Consider the following 19,313-nt stretch of genomic DNA (forward strand, 5'->3'; position numbering starts at 1 on the left):
CGGCGGCCCGCTTCGTCCAAGTCCGCGCAGAGGGAAAGTCATGGCCGATACGGCGATCGACAAGGCACAAATCGTCAACTGGGCGCTGGTCGAACTCGGGCTGGCGCCCAATTTCTCGATCGACGATCAAACGCCGCTCGGCGGCTTTGTCGACATCTTCTGGCCGCGCGCGCTGGCGCGCTCGTTCGGCCTGCATGACTGGACCTTCTGCCGGCGGACTGTTCAGCTCACCCGGCAGGCGGCCACGCCGGTGACCGGCTATACCTACGGCTTCGATCTGCCGGGCGATACCGTTGGGCCGGTGCTGAAGTTTTTGTCAGATCCACGCCGCGATACGCCGATCCGCGATTTCACCATCGAGGGCAAGACAGTGTTCTGCGATGAACCTGTGGTCTATGCCCGCTGCAAGGTGATGGTCGAACCCGAGGATTGGCAGCCGCAATTCGCCGATGCCTTTGCCCTGCTGCTCGCCTCCTACCTCGCCATTCCGCTCACACAGGATGTCGACCTGAAAAACGACAAGCTGGCGGAAGCGGTCGGCACCCGCTCGGAAGGCGGCACCGGCGGCATCTTCGGCCGCATGATCGCCCAGGACCGCGCCGCCGCGCCCGTCGCCACGCCGGCAACGACCGACATGCTGCAGGGCGGCCGCACCGGCGGCGGTGATTGGTACGGCAAATGGTAGCGCGGCCGGCATCGCCCACGCGCTCCTGCAATGCCGGCGAATTCACGCCGGAAGCGAAAAGCCGCGTCGACATCAAGCAGTATTATTCGGCCGGGCTGGCGTTCAAGGGCGTCGAGCCCGTGCCGCAGTCTGGTTACCGCCGCATGGGTGGCTCGCGCCGCAAGGGCGAATGGCGCCGGGCGCTCTCCGCGCGTGCCATCACCAGCCCGACGCCGACCTTCGGGCCGCACACGGGAACGCAAACCATCTGGACCGGCACGGTGGCCGGGACCGTCGCGACGGTGCTGATGTCGGCGCTGGCGATCGACAAGGGCACCGCGACCTTTGTCTGCGAAGCCTTCGTCGGCGGCGTCTGGGTGCAAGTGGCCGGGCCGTTCGCGGTCAAGACCGGCACGCCAGTGACGCGGCTGGCGGCGTTCGCGCCGGGCGCGCAGAAGGCCGCGACCTCGATCCGCATCCGCGCCACCTTTTCACTCGCCGCCACCACGGTTTCGGGCCTGACCGTCGCGGCCTCCTTCGAGAGCGGCACGGCCGAACGCCCGCGCTTTGTCGACCTGACCACCGACCAGGGCGATGCCCTGGCCTGTTTCGTGACGGCCGGGATTGCCGATTTCTTCACCGAAAGCGCCGGCTATGTCGGCTCGGCTAGCCTGCCGACAGTGACGGCCGCGATGCTGCCCGACCTCGGCTTTTACGGCGAGGCCAGCACGATCGGCATTTTCCACGCCACGCTGGAAACGGTGCGGCTGTTCCTGGCCACGCCTGGCCAGTTGCAGGACTGGCGTGCGGATCTCTGGCCCTATGATCCGGTGCCCAGCGCCGATCTTGGCGGGGACTATGCGAAGACTGACGACAAGTGGGACTTTTCGATCCGCTGGGATAGCAGCGTCGGCTATGTCAGCTTGAGCGTGACGGTGAACGGCGAAACGACACCGGCGGTGTTCGTGCCGCGCACAGGCGACGGCGCGCCTGCCGATATCGACCCCGACACGCCCGACTGGCCGCTGTTCGCGACGCAGGTGCAGACCGCGATCCGTGCGCTGCCGACCATGTCGAGCGGCCTCACCGTCGCCGCCGGCACCGGCTTTTCCGGCTTCAAGAATTTCAGCGTCACCTTCGGCGGCGACCTGTCCGGCGAGGAATACGAGTTTTCCGCCATCATCGCCAACACCGCCGACGCCTCGGTGCTGCCCTATCACACGCAGATCGGCAAGACCGAGACCGAGGCGGTGTTTTCGACCGCGCGCGGCTGGCCTGGCGGCGCTGTGCTGGTGCAGGACCGGATGGACTATTTCCGCATTCCGGCGGTGGGCGGCGCGATGGCGCTTAGCCGCATCGGCGAATATTTCGATCTCAACATCGAGGGCACCACGGATGCGGCTGCGCGGCTGGACAAGCTGCGCTCGCAGACCTCGGAAGCCATCCTGCACGTCAAGGAATCGACGTACATGTTCGTGTTCACCGATCGCGGCGTGTACTTCATTTCCAACCGCACGATCGAGCGCAACACGCCCTTGAATTTCGTGCTGGCCAGCGAGATCGGCGCCCAGCCCAATTGCCGGCCGTTCACGCTCGAAGGCGAAGTCTATTACGTCGCCATCACGCCCAAGGGGCTCGCCTTCGCCTCGAGCGGCGGCAAGCAGGTGCTGCGCGTCTCGGAAACGGTGACATCGGCCAGCGCCAGCTTCAACGCCGACCCGATATCGCTGCTCGCCTCGCATCTGGTCGACCAGGTCATTCGCGCGGCATCGCAGCGGCCGGAAACCGACCTCGACGCCTCGAAGGGCTGGCTGATGCGCGGCGACGGCCGGCTTGTCGCCGGGCAGATGATCCGCAATCAGGAAATCGTCGGCTTCTGCGAATGGCTGGCGGCGGCCGGTGGCCTGGTGCGCGAAATCGGCGTCGACGGCAAGAACCGCCTGTGGGTGGCAATCGAGCGCACCGGCCGCACCTCGATCGAGATCTACGACACCTCGATCTACCTGCAGGACGCGATTGATGTGACGCCCGACCTTGCCGGCGTGATTTCCGGCCTGCCGTATGAGGAAGGGGCAGAGCTGTGGGCCAAGGCCGATGGCTACGTGCTGGGGCCGTTCACCGTCGCGGGCGGCTCGATCGCGCTTGGCGATGCCTATGCGGCCGCGCTCGTCGGCCGATGGGTGCCGCCGCGCTGGGAATCGATGCCGCAGGTGCTGGTGACCGGCAATGATGACGTGATCCTGCGGCCGGGCCGCATCCACACCATGCACGTCAACATCGCCGACACCGACTCGATCGCCATCGGCGCCAATGGCCAGACGCCGCAGGACGTGCCGCTGCATGACACCAACGACCCGACCGACACGCCGATGCCGCTGAAGACGAAGCTGGTCACAGCCGCCGGCCTTCTCGGCATGGTCGAGGGCACAACCGCCGTTATCACGCAGGTTCGCCCCGGCGAGCTTCGCGTGCGCGACATAGCCATGGGGACGAAACTCTGATGGTCGCTCTTCTTGCCGGTGGACTGACAAGCCTGTTTGGCGGTGGCGCGGCCGCTGCCGGCACCACGGCCGCAACAGCCGCGACCACGACGGCGGCGGCCGGCACCACGGCGGCGTCGGGCATTTCGCTGGCCTCGCTGCTGCAGGGCACGGCTACGGTGCTTGGCATCGTGTCAGCGGTCGGCGCCGGCAATGCCGAGGCGGCGCAGAACGAAATGGCGGCGAACGACGCCGAGAGCGAACAGAGCCTGGAGACGTTGCAAGGCATCAGCAGGCGCACCTCGATCCGCAAGCAGATGGCAGACGCGCTGGGCGCCGAGGACGTGGCCTATGCCGCGTCGGGCGTCGACCTGTCGTTCGGCACCGCCAAGGCGGCGCGCACCGATGCCTACCGCGAGGCCGACCTTGGGTTGACCACGTCGACTGGCACCGAACAGACGCGGATTTCGCGCCTAGTCGAGCGGGCGAAGAACTATCGCGCCATGGCCAAGCAGGCCAAGGCCGGCGGCATCCTCAACGCGCTGACTGGCGGCGCCGACACTTTGCTTTCCTTCAACCAGCGGGGCTGACCCATGTTTCTTTGCCTCACGCGCCGCAGGCGCTCCGGCGGGGCGGCTGACGACAGCCGGGCCGCAGTCGCGGCCGCCATTTCGGAGGCCCTCAATGGTTAATCGTCAACGCGAGCCGGTTTCCTATCGCCCGTTCCGCACCGAACCCGTGCTTGCCGATGGCCTGCTTGCCGTCGAGCGGCCGGGAGGCGGCCTGCTGCAGCGCGCCAGCGAGGGCTTGTTTCGCCTCGCCGGTCAAGCGGGCCAGATCGCCGATCGCCAGGCCGAACGGCAGGGCGCCATGGCCGGCGAGCAAGCGGCGCTGGCAGGGCGGCCGACAGCGGATTTCCAGCCCGGCAGCGACGGCAGCGAAGTCTCGGTCGGCGAGACCGGCGCCAAGGCCGCCGGCGGTTCACGCTCGGGACTTGCGGCGCGCGGCAAGGCCTATCTGATGAGCAAATACGGCGTGTCCAACGAATACGCCTCGGGCCTGATCGGGCAGTTCGCCGCCGAAAGCAATTTCAACGTCGACGCCATCAACCGCAATGACGGCGCCGACGGGTCGCACTCGATCGGAATTGGCCAGTGGAACGGCCGCCGCGCGCGCAATCTGAAGGCATTCGCCGCCAATGCCGGCAAGCCGGTCAACGATTTCGAAACCCAGCTCGACTTCGCCATGCACGAGCTGAAGACATCGGAAGCCGGCACCGGCCGCCGCCTTGCCGCCGCGCGCACGGTCGAGGAAGCGACCGCCGCGGCTGTCGGTTTCGAACGGCCCCAGGGCTGGACGCCGCAGAACCCGACCGGCGCGCTGGGCTGGAAACACCGCCTGGCGGCGGCAAGGTCGGTCTACGGCACGGCGGTGGCAGCGGCCGGTGGCGCAGCGCCGGCGCCCGACACCACGGCGAGCGTTGCCGCGTCCACCAATCCGGCGCCGGCGACGCCGGACAAATTCACGATCGGCGGCGGAACTTTCCGGCCGACCGGCACCGACACGATTCGTGGGCGGGCGTTCGATGAGGCCGGCACCAAGACCTATCTGCAGATGGTCGACAGTGAAATGCGCTCGACCACGCAACAGGTTTTCCAGAAGTATCGCGACGATCCAGTAAAGCTGCAGCAGGCGCTGGGCGACCTCAAGGGCGCGCTGGCCAAGGATCACGTCTTTCCCGAGATCCAGGCGGATTACGAAGTGGGCTTCGACCGCCTGGCCGGCAGCTACATGGGGCAGGCGCGCGAAAATCTGGCGCGCAAGGTGGAAGCGCAGGACCGCGCCTCGTTCATCGATCGCACCAACGAGCTGGAAACCAACCAGCAGCGCCGGCTGGCCGACTTCGACCCCGGCAGCGCCGACGCCGCCAATGCCGTGGCGGCCGACCAGGCGGCGATTGACGATCACTACGACGACGCGGTGCGGCGCGGCATTCTGGCGCCCGACGACGCCGAGAAGGCCAAGATTGTCAGCCGCCGCAATTCGGCGCTGTCCTACTACGCCAAGCAGGCCGAGACGCTGGACGCCGACGGCATCGCCACGATGAAAAAGGAAATGACCGCCGACTTCGCCGATGGCGGCATTGCCGGGCTGGACGGCGATGGCTGGTCGACGCTGTCGACCGGCCTCGACAAGTTGGAAAAGCAGAAGCGCAGCCTGGCCAAACGGCAGGAGACCGATTTCCGCAAGCGCGGCGATTCGATGGCGTTGCGCCTGCAGCAGGGCCTTGAGATCGACCCGGCCGAGCTGTCGCAGATGATGCTCGACACGTCGGCCACGCCGGGCGGCAAGGCGATCATGCAGGAGACGTTTTCGAAGATTTCCGCCGCGCGCGCCATCAACGACATGAGCCTTGCCCAGGCAACGGCCCATGTCGCCGGCCTGCGCAAGCAGTATGGCGACAATGCCACCGCCGAGCAGGGGCGCACGCTGGCCTTTGCTGAAAAGATGCTCGACGCCAAGCGCAAGGCCATCACCACGGACAGCGTCAGCTACGCCGAAAAGCAGGGCATCGTGCCGCCGACGCCGCCATTGACCGACGCGCAGACGCCCGACGACATGGCCTCGATCGTCTCCCAGCGGGCGCAGTCGGCCGAGGACGCCGCCAAGGAACTCGGCGTGACGCCGCGCTATCTCAAATCAGGCGAGGCGCTGGCGCTGTCGAAAGCGATCAAGGCCGACCCGAGCAAGGGCGCCGCCATGGCTGGCGCGATCGTCGCCGGCGCCGGCAATTCGGCGCCGCAGGTGCTGTCCGAGTTCGGCAAGGATGCGCCAATGATCGCCGAGGCCGGCGCCATCATTGCCGTCAACGGTTCGCAGCGGGCGGCCGAGGATGTCATTGCGGGCTACGGCAAGAGCGCGGACGGCAAGCAGATGAAGGGCCTGAAGCCCGACGCCGCGCAGCAGCGCTTCAATGGCGTGGTCGGCTCGGCCTTGGCCGCCCAGCCGGAAGACGCGTTGCAGATCGGCCGCGCCGCCGCCTCGATCGCGCGCAAGCGCATCACCGAGGAAGGGCTTGACCCGACGTCGGACGAAGCGGTTGCCGTGCAGGACCAGGCGCTGCAGGAAGCCGCCGGCGCTGTCTACGATCGCGGCGTGCAGTATGGCGGCTTTACCGACACCGGCGCCGGCTGGTTTTCGAGTGGCGCCAAGGTGTGGGTGCCGAACGAAATCCGCGCCGACATGTTCGACCAGGTGCTTGGCGCGGTGACCGATGACGATCTTGCCGCGCTGAAGGTACAGCCGAAGGGCGGCATCGCCGCCGGCCGGTTCGGCAATGTCCGCGTCCAGCAGGGCGGGGCAGCGACGTTGCGCGGCGCGCGGCCGGTCGCGGTCAATGGCGGCTTTGCTTTCGCGGTCGGAGATCCCGGCGGCAACGACCCGCAATGGATCATGGGCAGCGACGGCAAGCCCTACGTGCTCGACATCGTCGCCTTGCGCGACCGGCTGGCGCCGCGTGTCCCGGGAGCGTTTCGCTGATGTTCCTCTACAAGACGCAATTCGGGGAAAACCCGACCTTCGCGCCGAATTTCACCGACACGATGGCGCATGAGGACGAACAGCGCCAGGCGGCCGACGATCTTTGGAACACCACGCGCGAGCTGCAGCGCTACAAGGAAAACTCCAACGCCGAGGATACGGCGCTTGGCGAGGCCTACGATCGCCGCAACAAGGCGATCTTCGACGCCACCGGCGTGCAACTGCCGAACCCGCGCCGCGATTTCTCGACCGAAGATTTGCAGGAAGGCGCGCGAATCTCCGACGCCGGCGGCGATCCGTGGGCGGTAATGCAGCGCAGCGAAGCCGCCTGGCAGGAGAAGGCCACGGCGCTGGCGCGCGAACGGCCGCAATTCGCCGACATCATCGGCGCCGATCGCCCGATCGGTGATGACGCAGCGGCGATCGCGCGCGGGGCGGAAGCGGCGGCCGGCAAGGCGGCCGCGCGGGCGGATGCCGCCGGCGTCGGCGGCTTGCGCCAGCTGGGCGCCAATCTGGGCGGCGGCATCGCCGGTTCGATCCGCGACCCCATGCAGATCGGCGCCATGTTCCTGGGCGGTGGCATTTCCTCGCCGGCGCGCTCGTTCGGCTGGCGCTTGCTGGAATCGGTGTTCACCGAAGGCGCGGTCAATGGCGGCATCGAGGCCGGCGTGCAGGCGTCCAGCTGGGACTGGAAGCAACGCGCCGGGCTGGAACACAGCGTCGGCGGCTCGCTCGGCCAGGTCGGGCTGGCGACGCTGTTCGGCGGCGGCCTGGGCGGCCTGCTGGAAGGCGGGCGCACCGTGTTCCGGCTGTTGGGCAAGGCCGCGCCCGAGGAAGCGCTGCAGCGGGCCGCTGCGGGCACGCCAGAGGCAGGCGACACCAAGGCGATTGCCGACGCGCTCGGCGTCAAGCTCGACGCCGACAGCGCCCGTGCGGCCGAGCTGGCGGCCGAACAACCGCACCTCGATGCCGAAGCCTTCGGCCCGCCACCGGCCGGCATGGACGCAGGCGAGGCCGAGCGGCTGGCCTCGCAGGCCTTGCGCGAGGCGGACGGGCCTGACGCGCAGCTGCGCGCCGAGGCGACCGACCGCATCGTGCAGTCGGAATTTCCGTTTGGCGCCGCGCCGCCGCGCCCTGTCAGCCTGATGCAGTTTCTCGCCAGCCGATCGGTCGGAGGAGTCAAGGACGAAGGCGGCGCGATAGCCTCGCTGGGGCTGTCGCGCAAATTCGTTCCCGGCGGCGGCTCGCTGGTGCGCAAGACCGGCAAGAGCCTTGACTACGCCCGCGAGGCGGCGGCCGAAGCCGGCTATTTCGATCACCTCTATGGCGACCCGGCCACGGCCGTGGCGCGCTCGACGCCGGACGATCTGTTGCGCGCGATCGAGCGCGAGCATGGCGGCGAGCCGGTGTTTTCGCCGCGCAACGACGGCGGCCGGATTTTCGACTGGCAGGAGTACCAGGCCGGCCGGCAGCGGCAGGACGCATTCCGCCGCGTGGTCGATGAAGTGCAGGGCGCGGCCGATGAACTCGGCATCGATCACCAGATTGACGATTCGGTGCTGACCAGGGCGGCCGCCCTTGTGGACGATGAAACCGACGCGGTGACGGCGCTTGAGCGCGCGCTTGATGAGGATTATAGGAATTATGCCGACGCGCTTTCGGAGCGCGGAGAGGAACCGATCGATGCCACAGACATCCCATTCTTTGACCAGGCCGGGCAAGACAGCGGCGCAATCGCTGGCGCTGGCCGAGCGGCTGGAGAAACGGGCGGCGACGGCGCACCCCGAGGACGCGGCGCAGATGCAGCGCATGGCCAAGAGCTATCGCGTGCTGGCGCAAATGAAGAGCCGCAAGGCCTAAGACAGCCGGGCTCTACGCCGGAGCCGGCCACGCCGGAAGCGGCCGACACCGCTGCCCTGGTGCTGCAGGAAGCTCGCAAACCCTCCGACAGTGAAGCCACGGCCGCCGGCGAACAGACGCTGCTCGACGGCGTGAAACCCGTTTCGACCAAGGAAAAGCTCGAAGCGCAGGGCGCCAAGCCGTTGAAAGGCGGCGACAAGGCTTTGCCCGAGGGCGGCCTGTTCGATCTGGAATCGCGCAAGCAGCTCGATATCTGGGACGCCATGCCGGCGGCCAAGGAAGCGGACGGCACCACTTTACACGCCACGCATGAAACCATGATCGCCGATGCCGACAGGACCGAGTTTTTCGGCGACCTCATTGCCAGTTGCAAGGATTGAGCCATGGCCAAATATCGCAAGAAGCCCGTCGTCATCGAAGCCATCCGGTGGCTAGGCAAGGGTGACAACAACCGAGTGATGAACTGGCTCGCCCAGCAGAAAGCGAATGTCGATGGCTGGATTTTCCACGATACCGACATCACCATCCCGACGCTAGAAGATGGGGCCGACCGCCGCGCCAAGCACGTTGCTTCCCCCGGCGACTGGATCATCAGGGGCGTTGCCGGCGAGTTTTACCCTTGCAAGCCTGATATCTTCGACGCGACTTATGAGGCAGTTTGATGGGCCTGAAAGACTGCCTGATTTCCGCCGTCGACCAGAAGGCGATCACCAAGGAAGAGGCGGCCTATCTGTCGGATGAGTTCGACAGCAAGTTCGCGCAGCATCGCAACGGCATGAGCGAGGACGCGGCCAAGGCGCGGGCGCGCAAGGATCTCGAAATGCAGCTGATGGCCGAGGCGCGCGAGAAGCGCCGGCGGGCTGACCTGACCGAGGCGCGGCGCATCGGCATCAAGACCTATCTGCAGGGCTACCGCGACCGCGCCGGCAACGCCAACGTGTTCGAAGGCGCGATGGCGCTGCTCTCGCATTACGGCTTTCGCGGCGCATCGAGCGTGCGCGGCCGCACCGAAGCCATCATCGCAGGCGCGCAGAAGAACCTAGACGAAGTGATGTTGACCTTCGAGCGCAAGGGATTTCTCGGCAAGCGCGCCAACCGGGCGATCGAAGGCGACCTGGTGAAGGAACTGCACGGCGAGGCGTCAGGCGATGCCACCGCCAAGCAGCTGGCCCGCGCCGTGTCCCAAGTGTTCGAGGACCTGCGCCAGCGCTTCAACGCCGCCGGCGGCGCGATCGGCAAGCTCGAAAACTTCGGCCTGCCGCACAGCCACGATCGGTTGCTTGTCAAGGCCGCCGGCCGCGAGGGCTGGAAAGCCGCGATCCGGCCGCTGCTCGACGCGGACCGCATCATCAACCCGCTGACCGGCCAGCCCGTGGGCGCGGCCGGCATCGACGCTGCGCTTGACCATGTCTATTCGACCATCGTTAGCCAGGGCCGCGCCGACATGACGCCGCAAGCGGTGCGGCGCGGCCTTGGCGCGATTGCCACCCAGCGCCAGGAAGAGCGGTTCCTTGTGTTCAAGGACGCCGCGAGCTGGGCGGAATACAACAAGAAATTCGGCCGCGGCGACGTGGTGCAGGCGATCTTCAACCACGTCAACGGCATGGCCCGCGACATTGCCTCGATGGAAATTCTCGGGCCGAACCCGGCCGGCATGGTCGAATATCTGAAACAGGTGGTCGGCCACGAGATTGGCAAGAAGGAAGCCGGCCTGCCGAACCTCGCCGCCGAGGCCAGGGTGTTCAAGAACAGTCAGGCCAAGGTGGCCGAATACCGCATCGACAGCCTGTGGCAGAACATGCGCGGCCGGGGCGAAGTGGCGAGCGGCCTTGCAAATTTTTCCTCCAGCCTCAAGAACGCGCTGACCGGCACGCAGCTGGGCAGCACGGTGTTCCTTGCCGCCGGCACCGATCCTTTCGTCGCGCGCGCTTCGCGCAAGCTGGCCGGCCTGCCGGTGACCGTGACCATGGGCAAGATGCTGCAGCAGATTTCGGGGCAGAGCCGGCGCGAGATCTACCGATCGGGCATCATCTGGGAAGATTACCTGCACGTGATGCAGGATGAATTGCGCTTTGCCGGCCCGGCCGTCGGCGCCGAGTGGTCGCGCTGGATTGCCGATCGCGGCGTGACCTGGTCGGGGCTGCAGCCGCTGACGGTCGGCCGCAAGCTGGTCGAGGCGCGCGCCTGGCAACAGCACATTGCCGACATGGCCGACAAGAATTTCGCCCAGCTCGACCCGCGTTTTCGCACCGCGCTGGAAGGTTTCGGCGTTACATCAGACCATTGGGAAATCTGGCGCCAGTCGGCCGACCCGGCCGGCTTCGTCACCCAGCGCCAGATCGAGCTGAATGGCGGCGCGGTGACCTATCTCGACATGGCGGGCGGCGCACTGCAGTCTCCGGCGCACATGGCCGAGGCCAAGGCGCTGGCTCACCGGGCGGCGGCCGAGAAACTTTCGGAAGTGATCACCAGCTGGTCGGAACGGTCGGTGCCAGCAGGCACGCCGAACGCCCGCTCACTGATCACCGGCAAGGCAGAGCGCGGCACGCTGGGCGGCGAGCTGCTGGATTACTTCCTGCAGTACAAGAGCTTTGGCCTTTCCTTCACAGCGCTGCAGCTCGAGGCGATCGGCGAAATGGCGGCCTTGCGCGGCGGCGGCAAGGGCCGGCGCTCCGGCCTGGCCTATTTCGCCGCCATGGCCGTGCCGCTGACGCTTGGAGGCGCGTTCTACATGCAGCTCAAGAGCCTGCTCGATGGCAAGAAACCGGAAGACATGAACCCGGCGACCAACCGCAGTTTCTGGATCCGCGCCGGCCTGCAGGGTGGCGGCTTCGGCCTGTTCGGCGATTTCGTCAAGGCCGGCGAAAACCGCTTCGGCCAGACGATGACTGAAGCGCTGGCCGGTCCGGTGCCGGCGTTCCTGTCCGACACGCTGGGGCTGACGGTCGGCAATCTGCAGGCCGTGGCATCAGGCGAGAAGGCCAATGTCGGCCGCAACGCGGTGCGCTACCTCGGCCGCTACACGCCTTTCCTCGCTTCGCATTGGGCGACGCGCGGCGCGTATAACCGCCTGGTGCTCGACAATCTGCAATGGCTGCTCGACCCCGAGGCCGACAAGAGCTTCAAGGCCAAGATCGGCCTCGCCAAAAAGAACGGCACGCCGTATTTCGTCAAGCCCGGTCGATACACGCCGCAGTGAGCAATTGACGCGCGCGCGCGCAAGCCATGCTGCAGCCTCATTTCATGAGGATTTGCCATGGCCGCGACCCCCTACATTCTGCCGCGTGAGAAGCGCGAATCGGCCGTTGCCGTTGGCAATGGCACGGTCGGCCCGTTCGGGCCTTCGCTCTACAAGATCTTCGACACCGCCGACGTGACGGTGTGGGCCAAGGCGACCGGCGAAACGGTTTACACCGATGTGACGGCGAGTTGCACGATCGCCAAGACCAATCCGGCCGCCGCCTACGATACGTTCTCGGTGACCTTCGGCGCGGCCGTGCCGGCCTCGACCAGCTGGTACCACCAGGCGCGCCGCACGGCCGAGCGCAGCGTGGCGGTGACCAAGGCCGGCGTGCTGGTGGCAGCCGAGCTGGAAAAGGAACTGTCCAAGCAGGCCAGCGCGCAGAGCGAATTGCGCAGGGATGTCGACCGGGCGGTGCGGGTGAATGTGGGCGCCGATCCGATCACGATCGTCGGCGGTCTGGCAGGGCAGGTACCGGCGTTCAATGCCGGCGGCGATCTGGTGCCGATGACGCCGGATGCCGCAACGGTCGCATCCGTGGGTCTGCCGCCCGGGCCGGGCGCCGACACCTTCCTGCAGCGCAACGGTGCCGACACCAACTGGATTTCCCGCACTGCCGCCCAGGTGCTGCAATCGCTTATTCCCGGCTTTGCCGCGTTGTGGGCGAGCGTGCTTGCACTTGCGACCTTTGCCGAGGCGTGGGTAGCCCTCCGGCTCAATGGCTCGCTGTCGACGCGGGCGCTGATCAAGGCGCTGGTGCCGCAAGCCGGCCTATCGGTGCTGCTTACGGAGGCGCGGCGCAGCGGGCAGTTCGTCTGGACGCTTGGCGACTTCTCGGCGCAGATTGCCGCCGATACTGTGGAAGGGATGTTCCTGAAAGCCGACAGCGTCGCGGCGACGGTCGGCGCTTGGGTGCGGCAGACGGACTACCTTAACCCCGGCATGTTCGGCGGCGTCTCTGACTGGACCGGCGTCGCCGGCACCAGCACAGACAACGTGGTCGCGTTGCAACGCATGATCGACATTGCCAAGCTGACCGGCCTGCCGATGGTTATTTCGAACGGGCCTGGCTTCTACTGCAATGGGACGCTGTCCGCCTCGAACATGGATTTTATCTTGGCGGCAAACTTCGGCACCGGTCGTATTGTATTCGGCACCGGCGCGACCGATGGCCTGGTGATATCGCAGGATAATTTCGAGCACGCCACACACATCACGTCGCCGACACTCACGACGATCGGGCAGGAAACCGGGGCGGCGCTCAAGCTCACCTACGGGACAGTCGACAGCACCAACAACCGAAACCAGCCGCGGTGCCGGATCATCGATCCTGACATTCGCGGCGAGGTTCTGACGTCCCATGGCTGGCAGGATGGCATCGTGCTGACGGACGTTCACCGGCCTGAAATCGTTCGCCCTTCCGTGACGGGCCGCCGGGATACCGGTTTCACCGATTTTCGCAGCTTCAACAAGATGCGCTATGGGATCCGCGTCGTTGGCTCGGTAGGCGCGATCCCCAGCGATATTCGCATCATGCAGGCGCGGGTCGATCATGCGCAGGAAGGTGTGTCTGCGTCGGGCGAAGTTGAAGGCTTACTGGTCACCGAACCGGTGATGGTGGGCGTCCTGGCCGGCGTCAAGGTGCGCTACACCTCACAGCGCCCGTGGGTGCGGATCGAGGGCGGTCATATCAACTGCTTTGAGTTCGGCGTGGACATGCAGAACGCTCCACAGGCGAAAATTCTCGACATGCTGATCTACAAGTATCAGACAGCAACGCTGGCAACTGTGGGTGTGAAACTTGACGGTTGCCATTACTCCAAGGTCCGCGACCTCACTCTGATCAATAATGCCTCCACCAGCGCCGTGGTCAACGGCGAGTGGGATGGCGTGCAGATTGTCAATTCGGACTCGTGCACGATCGACGACATCACGCATGACAAGCCATCGCGCACCGTGGCTATTTCTGGCACGGCGGCCAATTGCGAGACGCGCAATATCCGCCAGAATGGTGCGTTCACCGGCGCCACAGTGGCCGAATATCTGGACACATCCTCGAACGCCAACCGGCGCATCGGCGATGGTCGCAAGATCTTCTCTGCCGGGAACAACGCCATCACCGTCACGGCGGCACAGACGACCGTCGTTACGACGCCGTCGCTCAACGTCAACAAGGGTGAGCGCTACCTTGTGACCGGCATGATCAACACGACGAAGGGAGGCACGGCCGGCGACTTCCTGACCATCCTGGCAAAATCGGGATCGGCCACGGCGGCGTTTGGCGGCAACCGTTCCAGCTGGGTCGAGCGTACGGCTCAAGCGGTCAGCGCCACCGTCTCGCATTCGGTATCCGCCGAGGTCGAGGTGACGGCCAGCGGCACGCTCACGATCGCACTGGCCGGGCAAGCCTCGGGCAGCAACTCCGACGTGCTTGCGGGCGACGCACAGCTGACTGTGGAAATGATCTAGGCGGCTTCCAGCACGGCCGTGAATTCCAGGTCGCCAGGGGCCGTGTCGTTGACTTCCACGACATTGAAAGCAAGCTCCCCTTTCTGCCGCAGGCCTACAACGATGTCGCGAAAACTCGCCGGCGTGAATTGCCAGCGATGCACATCGATATACCCGCCCTGGGCATCCTGGTATTCTTTCAACGCTTTGGCGGCAAACGGAATGATGGCATCGAAATAACTGGGGCTTGCGTGATCGCCAGCCCAGTGGCGCCAGGCTTCGCTGTGGGTGGTAAAGGCTCGATGCTCAATGACTTTCGTCAGCGGGTGCCTTGTGTCTCCCTTGGCCTCGATGATCGAATGCAGGCTGCTTTCGGTCAGGAAGTGATCGCAGCAATAGCGCTTGTCCGGTATGTCGAGGAAGTACTTGCCGCCCGGCCGCAGTATGCGGTGAACCTGTCTGAAATGGGCGATCAAGTCGGGCTGGTGCTCGATACAGTGGCAACTCACGACGGCGTCGAACTGATCCGCCACTATGCCAAGGTCGCCAACCGGTGAGACGTAGCGAATGTGGGGAACGGTTGAAGGATCGTATCCGACCTGCATGGCGCGCGCGCGCAGCTGCTCGGTGGTCATGACATCGAAGTAGCTTACGTTTTCCCCTCGCACGCAAGGATTGTTGAAAGGGCCGATCTCAAGGACGGAAGTAACGGCATTTGGGACAGACGCAAAATCGCGCTTGTTTTTAAAGGTCGCGGCTAAGGGACTTGGTGAGGCCGACAGGAAAGCCCATGCCGGAAATGGAAAATGGGAAAGGATCGAGGTCAGACCAGCGTGCCACACTTTTTTTGTGCCTCCCAAAAGTAGAACAGTGCCGAATGCCTAGACCATAGCTCGCTACTCTTCCAGCGCAATTGACGATTCACCAACAGCCTTAGCCTCCGGCTCACCAACAACAAAGGTGGGCCACGATGGCAAGCAAGGGCAAGGCACAGGATCTGTTTCGTTCGAAGGCGCCGTGGATCATGGCGCTGCTGATCAGGGACTTCAAAATCGGGCTGGACGATTCCGCCGCAATCCTCGGCAATCTCGGCCATGAAAGCGGCGGCTTCGCCTCGCTGCAGGAAGCCAAGCCGACCGTGCCTTCCTCGCGCGGCGGCTATGGCTGGCCGCAGTGGACCGGCCCGCGCCGGCGCAGCTATGAGGCCTATTGCCAGCGCGCCGGCCTGCCAGGCACCAGCGACCAGGCGAACTACGGTTTCCTGTTCTCCGAGCTGAAAGGCCCGTACCGCGCGGCGATCGGCAAGCTGCAGGCGGCGCGCACGCTGAATGCCAAGGTCAAGGCCTTCGAGCTGGCCTATGAGGCGGCCGGGGTGAAGCACTACGAGAGCCGCAACCAGTGGGCGGCCGTCGCGCTCGATGCCTGGCACCAGGCGGGCGGCGCTCCGTCTCTGCCGGATTGGGCCTTGCGCGCCGCAGGCAGGCCCGCCAGCACGCAAGAGCAGGCTCCGGCGGATCCGCAGCCCGCGCCTGCCCCGCAAGCGCCTCCCAGCGCCCCGCCTGTGACCGAACCTGTGGTGGTGCAAAAGCCGGTCGTGGTCGACCCCGGCGAGCTGCACAAGCCGGTGACCAGGACCAAGACCTTCTGGACCTGGCTGCTGACCATTCTCGGCGCGCCGCTGGCCGCGTTCGGCGGGCTCGATTTCCGGGTGCAGCTGGTCATCATCGGCCTGATCGTGGCGTTCGGGATCTACGGCATCGCCAGGCGCGCCCAGCTCGCCCAGGCGGTGCGGGATCTGCGCACGAGCATCGAGGGATGATCGCGGCACTGCTCAAGGCGGCGCTGTCGCCGGCAGGGAAGGCGCTGGGGGCGCTTCTCCTTGCCGGCTCGCTACTGGGCGGGCTCTACGCCTGGGCCTATTCCAGCGGCCGCGCCGCCGGCCGCGTCGAGCAGCTGCAGGACACGGTCAAGGCTTACGAGAAACGAACGGGGATCGACAATGAAACTGACAGTCTTGGCAGGGTTGATCTGTGCATTGAGCTTGGCGGGTTGCGCGACGAGTGCGAGCAACTGCGCGGGCTGGACGCCACCGCCAAAGCCCAATAGCCCGGCACGCCTGGCGGCCGAGGAAGAACCTTTGTCGCGCTGGGTCGTTTCAACCAGGCGCTATGGCGTGGCGCAAGGCTGCTGGAAGGCGATCTGATGACCGGGTCCGACCTTGCGGCGCTGATCGGCATTGCCGGCACGATCGTCGGCATCATCGTGGCGATCGTCGCCTCGCACCGCACAACCGGCGACAAGATCCAGAAAGGCGATGATGCGCTGCACGAGCGCATCAACCGCGTGCGCGACGAATATGTGCGGCGCGTCGACCTCGACAGCCACATGGTGCGCATCGAAACCAACGTGAAGGAACTGCGCGAGGAAGGCCGCGAGGGAACCCGCGAAATCAACCGCCGGCTCGACCAGGTGCTGACCACTTTGCAGCCCAGGCCGACGCCGCGCGGCCGGTCATGATCCGACGCGATCGTGCGAGAAATCGAAAGGCCTATTTTATAACATATTGATTTTGTTTGTTTAATCACGAACTTTTAATCAGTAGGTCATGGGTTCGAATCCCATCGCGCTCACCAAATGCATCTGGTCTCAGTATCCGTAAATCTGTGTCCGCTCGGTATTCGCAAATTTGAGGCGGGCAGGCCCAAGGCTTTCCGCGATCACACCATAGGCTAACGCGATCACACAGTTCACAATAAAACTACAAGCGGTCGATTCCTTCAGGGATGTAGCCACTCCAAAAGCCCGTCGCAGGTCGCTCCTGTGGCGGGTTTTTCATTAACCAGGGACTGAGGGGCCACGGCGTACGGCATTGTGACCGTCAGCGCCCCGTGCAGCCTTGCACTAGTCGCTGGGGGACAAGCAATTGGCTGTCGCGCATTTGAACCCCGTCCATGTATTTTAGCATCTGCTTGAATTTCTTCTGAAGCAGGATCATGATGCAACAGGTTTGAAGGGGGTAAAGCGTCATGGAATTCGCAAGCTGCTATGACCAAAGCGCGAGCATCTTTGCGGCAACGATGTTCTTGAACATCACGGCGTTTTTCATAATTCTGGCCGCGTTTGCCGTTGCACGGCTGGTTGTAATATCCGGCGAAGGTTCCGTGAACCGGCTTCAGATCGCGTAAAGCCCCCGGAGGCATATGGCCGGAAAGAAGGTGATCGCGGTCAAGGACTGGACTTGCGCTATAAGCGACGAGCTTGGCCGTGTGGTCCTGACGATCAACCGACTTAGGGTGACGGGGTTTCGTTATGATGACGACGCCCCGACGAGCAGTGACCCCTTAGACGCTCCGTGACAGGTGCACATCCAGAACGGCAGCCTTCTTGGCAATCAGTCCTTCCAGATCCGCGTCGGATCGCTTGGTGCCGGTTCGTTCGCGCAGCAGGGAGATCACCGCGCTCATCGAAAGCTGGGCGGTACGACCGCTCAGGATGGCATCCACCGCGCCGGCAACATCCGGGGTGTCCGTCGGTGCTCGCATGATCGGTTCCTTTCTGTTCAGCTCGGCCTCGGCGCCGTCGGCCGGTCCCCGCACACCCCGGTCGAAGATGACGGCCAGGCCGTTCTTCACGGCGAGGGCGGCGACCATGTCGTCAAGTTCGTGATCGGAAAGTGCTGGCTCCGAAGGATCGGGTTTCAGGGTTCTGCGGATCACTCGGGCAGCCTGGTCCGTCGACACAAAGCCAAAGTGCCGTTTTCTGGCCTCGACATATTGTTCGACGATCATGCTCAGGCGCCGGGCTGCGATATCCCTGGGTTGCTGCATCTGGACCTCCTTCGGCTGCGGTAAGCGCAGGCCGGCATTACCGACAGGAAATAGGGCGGCTGGTCGAATCAAACAGGGGACGGATCGATCATTCGACGCATCTTCCAATGATTCAGGAACGATCCCGGCCCTGATGCATTTTGGCTCTATGACCAGCTCATTGAGGGACGCCGGGACATGAAGATTGCCCACGTCGCACCACTCTACGAGTCGGTGCCGCCAAGACTCTACGGGGGCACCGAACGCATCATCTCATATCTTACCGAAGCTCTCGTCGGCCTCGGCCACGACGTGACGTTGTTCGCCAGTGGCGACACGAAGACCTCCGCCAGACTGGTGCCGTGCCGCGAAAGGGCGCTTCGTCTCGATCCCCGTCCGCTGAAGTCCGAGATCGCGGCGCATTTGTCGATGCTCGATGAAGTGAGGAAACGGGCCGACGATTTCGATGTCGTCCATTTCCATCTCAGCCATTTCCTGCATTTTCCGTTTTTCCGTGATATGCCGCAGCGCACGGTGACGACCCCGCATGGCAGGCTGGATTACGCGGACCTCGCGCAGGCCTATGACCGGTTTCCGCGGTTTCCCATGATTTCCATATCCCGCAGCCAGCGGGCGCGGTTCGCGTCCGCGAATTGGCTGGCGACAATCCATCATGGGCTGCCGCTTGGGCTTTATGAGCCCGATTTCGAGGCAGGCACTGATGGCGCCTATCTGGCGTTCCTCGGCAGAATGTCGCGCGACAAGCGGCCGGACCGGGCGATCGAGATCGCTCGCCGCACCGGCCTGAAACTGAAGCTCGCCGCCAAGATCGGCGATGGCGACCGCGCCTATTTCGAGGAAGTCGTGCAGCCGCTGATCGATGGCGACCGGGTCGAGTATGTCGGCGAGATCGACGAGGACCAGAAGGGCAGGTTTCTGGGCAATGCGGCCGCTTTGCTGTTTCCCATCGATTGGCCCGAACCCTTCGGGCTTGCGGTGATCGAGGCCATGGCCTGCGGAACCCCAGTCATGGCCTGGAGTTGCGGGGCCATGCCAGAGATCATCGATTATGGGGTCACCGGCTTTGTCGTCGAAACCATCGAAGATGCCGTCGCCTCGATGCCCGCTCTCCTGCAACTCGACAGGCGAAGAATAAGAGCGGTCTTCGAAAGGCGGTTTTCCGCCGACAGAATGGCCAGGGATTATGTCGCGGCGTATTCGCGGCTGAGCAATGGCGTCGAGCAGAGCAGAGCCTCGTAGACCTTCAACCCGTT

At 65.0% G+C, this 19,313-nt stretch carries 14 protein-coding genes; 12 read left to right on the forward strand and 2 right to left on the reverse strand.

Features of this window, described 5'->3' with window-relative positions:
• Window positions 1-40: 40 nt before the first annotated feature.
• The 8 genes from EN861_RS17290 (at window position 41) to EN861_RS17325 (ending at window position 14,254) form a co-directional block, all read left to right on the forward strand.
• Window positions 41-685, forward strand: coding sequence for a hypothetical protein (locus EN861_RS17290; RefSeq protein WP_135864555.1), 645 nt, complete (start codon window positions 41-43; stop codon window positions 683-685).
• Window positions 679-3,165 carry a hypothetical protein gene (locus EN861_RS17295; RefSeq protein WP_135864557.1) on the forward strand — a complete coding sequence of 829 codons (2,487 nt, stop codon included), beginning with the start codon at window positions 679-681 and terminating at the stop codon, window positions 3,163-3,165. Before EN861_RS17290 ends, EN861_RS17295 begins: the two co-directional genes overlap by 7 nt.
• The gene (locus tag EN861_RS17300) at window positions 3,165-3,734 is read left to right on the forward strand and encodes a hypothetical protein (protein WP_135864559.1); all 570 of its coding nucleotides are present in this window, start codon (window positions 3,165-3,167) and stop codon (window positions 3,732-3,734) included. Before EN861_RS17295 ends, EN861_RS17300 begins: the two co-directional genes overlap by 1 nt.
• Before the next feature lie 94 nt (window positions 3,735-3,828).
• Window positions 3,829-6,684, forward strand: a complete 2,856-nt coding sequence (locus EN861_RS17305) for a phage tail tip lysozyme (RefSeq protein ID WP_135864561.1) — start codon at window positions 3,829-3,831, stop codon at window positions 6,682-6,684.
• Window positions 6,684-8,924 carry a hypothetical protein gene (locus tag EN861_RS17310; protein ID WP_135864563.1) on the forward strand — a complete coding sequence of 747 codons (2,241 nt, stop codon included), beginning with the start codon at window positions 6,684-6,686 and terminating at the stop codon, window positions 8,922-8,924. The genes EN861_RS17305 and EN861_RS17310 overlap by 1 nt, the downstream gene beginning before the upstream one ends.
• 3 nt (window positions 8,925-8,927) lie before the next feature.
• The gene (locus EN861_RS17315) at window positions 8,928-9,206 is read left to right on the forward strand and encodes a hypothetical protein (RefSeq protein WP_135864565.1); all 279 of its coding nucleotides are present in this window, start codon (window positions 8,928-8,930) and stop codon (window positions 9,204-9,206) included.
• Window positions 9,206-11,743: a hypothetical protein gene (locus EN861_RS17320; protein WP_135864567.1), complete on the forward strand. Its 2,538-nt coding sequence runs from the start codon at window positions 9,206-9,208 to the stop codon at window positions 11,741-11,743. Before EN861_RS17315 ends, EN861_RS17320 begins: the two co-directional genes overlap by 1 nt.
• Window positions 11,744-11,800: 57 nt before the next feature.
• Window positions 11,801-14,254: a hypothetical protein gene (locus EN861_RS17325; protein ID WP_135864568.1), complete on the forward strand. Its 2,454-nt coding sequence runs from the start codon at window positions 11,801-11,803 to the stop codon at window positions 14,252-14,254.
• Here EN861_RS17325 and EN861_RS17330 read toward each other — a convergent pair.
• Window positions 14,251-15,075, reverse strand: coding sequence for a methyltransferase domain-containing protein (locus tag EN861_RS17330; RefSeq protein WP_189343661.1), 825 nt, complete (start codon window positions 15,073-15,075; stop codon window positions 14,251-14,253). The two genes, EN861_RS17325 and EN861_RS17330, sit on opposite strands and share 4 nt — an antisense overlap.
• A 182-nt stretch (window positions 15,076-15,257) precedes the next feature.
• Here EN861_RS17330 and EN861_RS35850 point away from each other — a divergent pair, with 182 nt between their 5' ends.
• From EN861_RS35850 to EN861_RS17345, 3 genes are all read left to right on the forward strand, one after another.
• Entirely contained in the window at window positions 15,258-16,052 is a 795-nt protein-coding gene (locus EN861_RS35850; protein ID WP_135864572.1) for a phage tail tip lysozyme, read from the forward strand.
• On the forward strand, window positions 16,049-16,339 hold the full coding sequence (locus EN861_RS17340; RefSeq protein ID WP_135864574.1) for a hypothetical protein: 291 nt from the start codon (window positions 16,049-16,051) through the stop codon (window positions 16,337-16,339). The genes EN861_RS35850 and EN861_RS17340 overlap by 4 nt, the downstream gene beginning before the upstream one ends.
• Window positions 16,340-16,435: 96 nt before the next feature.
• Window positions 16,436-16,750 (forward strand): hypothetical protein, encoded by a 315-nt coding sequence (locus EN861_RS17345; protein ID WP_135864576.1) that lies wholly within the window; start codon window positions 16,436-16,438, stop codon window positions 16,748-16,750.
• Between the two features lie 824 nt (window positions 16,751-17,574).
• Here EN861_RS17345 and EN861_RS35495 read toward each other — a convergent pair.
• Window positions 17,575-18,060, reverse strand: coding sequence for a hypothetical protein (locus tag EN861_RS35495; RefSeq protein ID WP_189343662.1), 486 nt, complete (start codon window positions 18,058-18,060; stop codon window positions 17,575-17,577).
• A 177-nt stretch (window positions 18,061-18,237) separates the two neighbouring features.
• On the opposite strand from EN861_RS35495, the gene EN861_RS17360 reads away from it, so the two are divergent.
• The gene (locus EN861_RS17360; RefSeq protein ID WP_135864578.1) at window positions 18,238-19,299 is read left to right on the forward strand and encodes a glycosyltransferase family 4 protein; all 1,062 of its coding nucleotides are present in this window, start codon (window positions 18,238-18,240) and stop codon (window positions 19,297-19,299) included.
• Window positions 19,300-19,313: the final 14 nt, after the last annotated feature.

Origin of the sequence: Mesorhizobium sp. M8A.F.Ca.ET.218.01.1.1, from assembly GCF_004791165.1 — a bacterium.
In the GTDB taxonomy this organism is placed as follows: domain Bacteria; phylum Pseudomonadota; class Alphaproteobacteria; order Rhizobiales; family Rhizobiaceae; genus Mesorhizobium.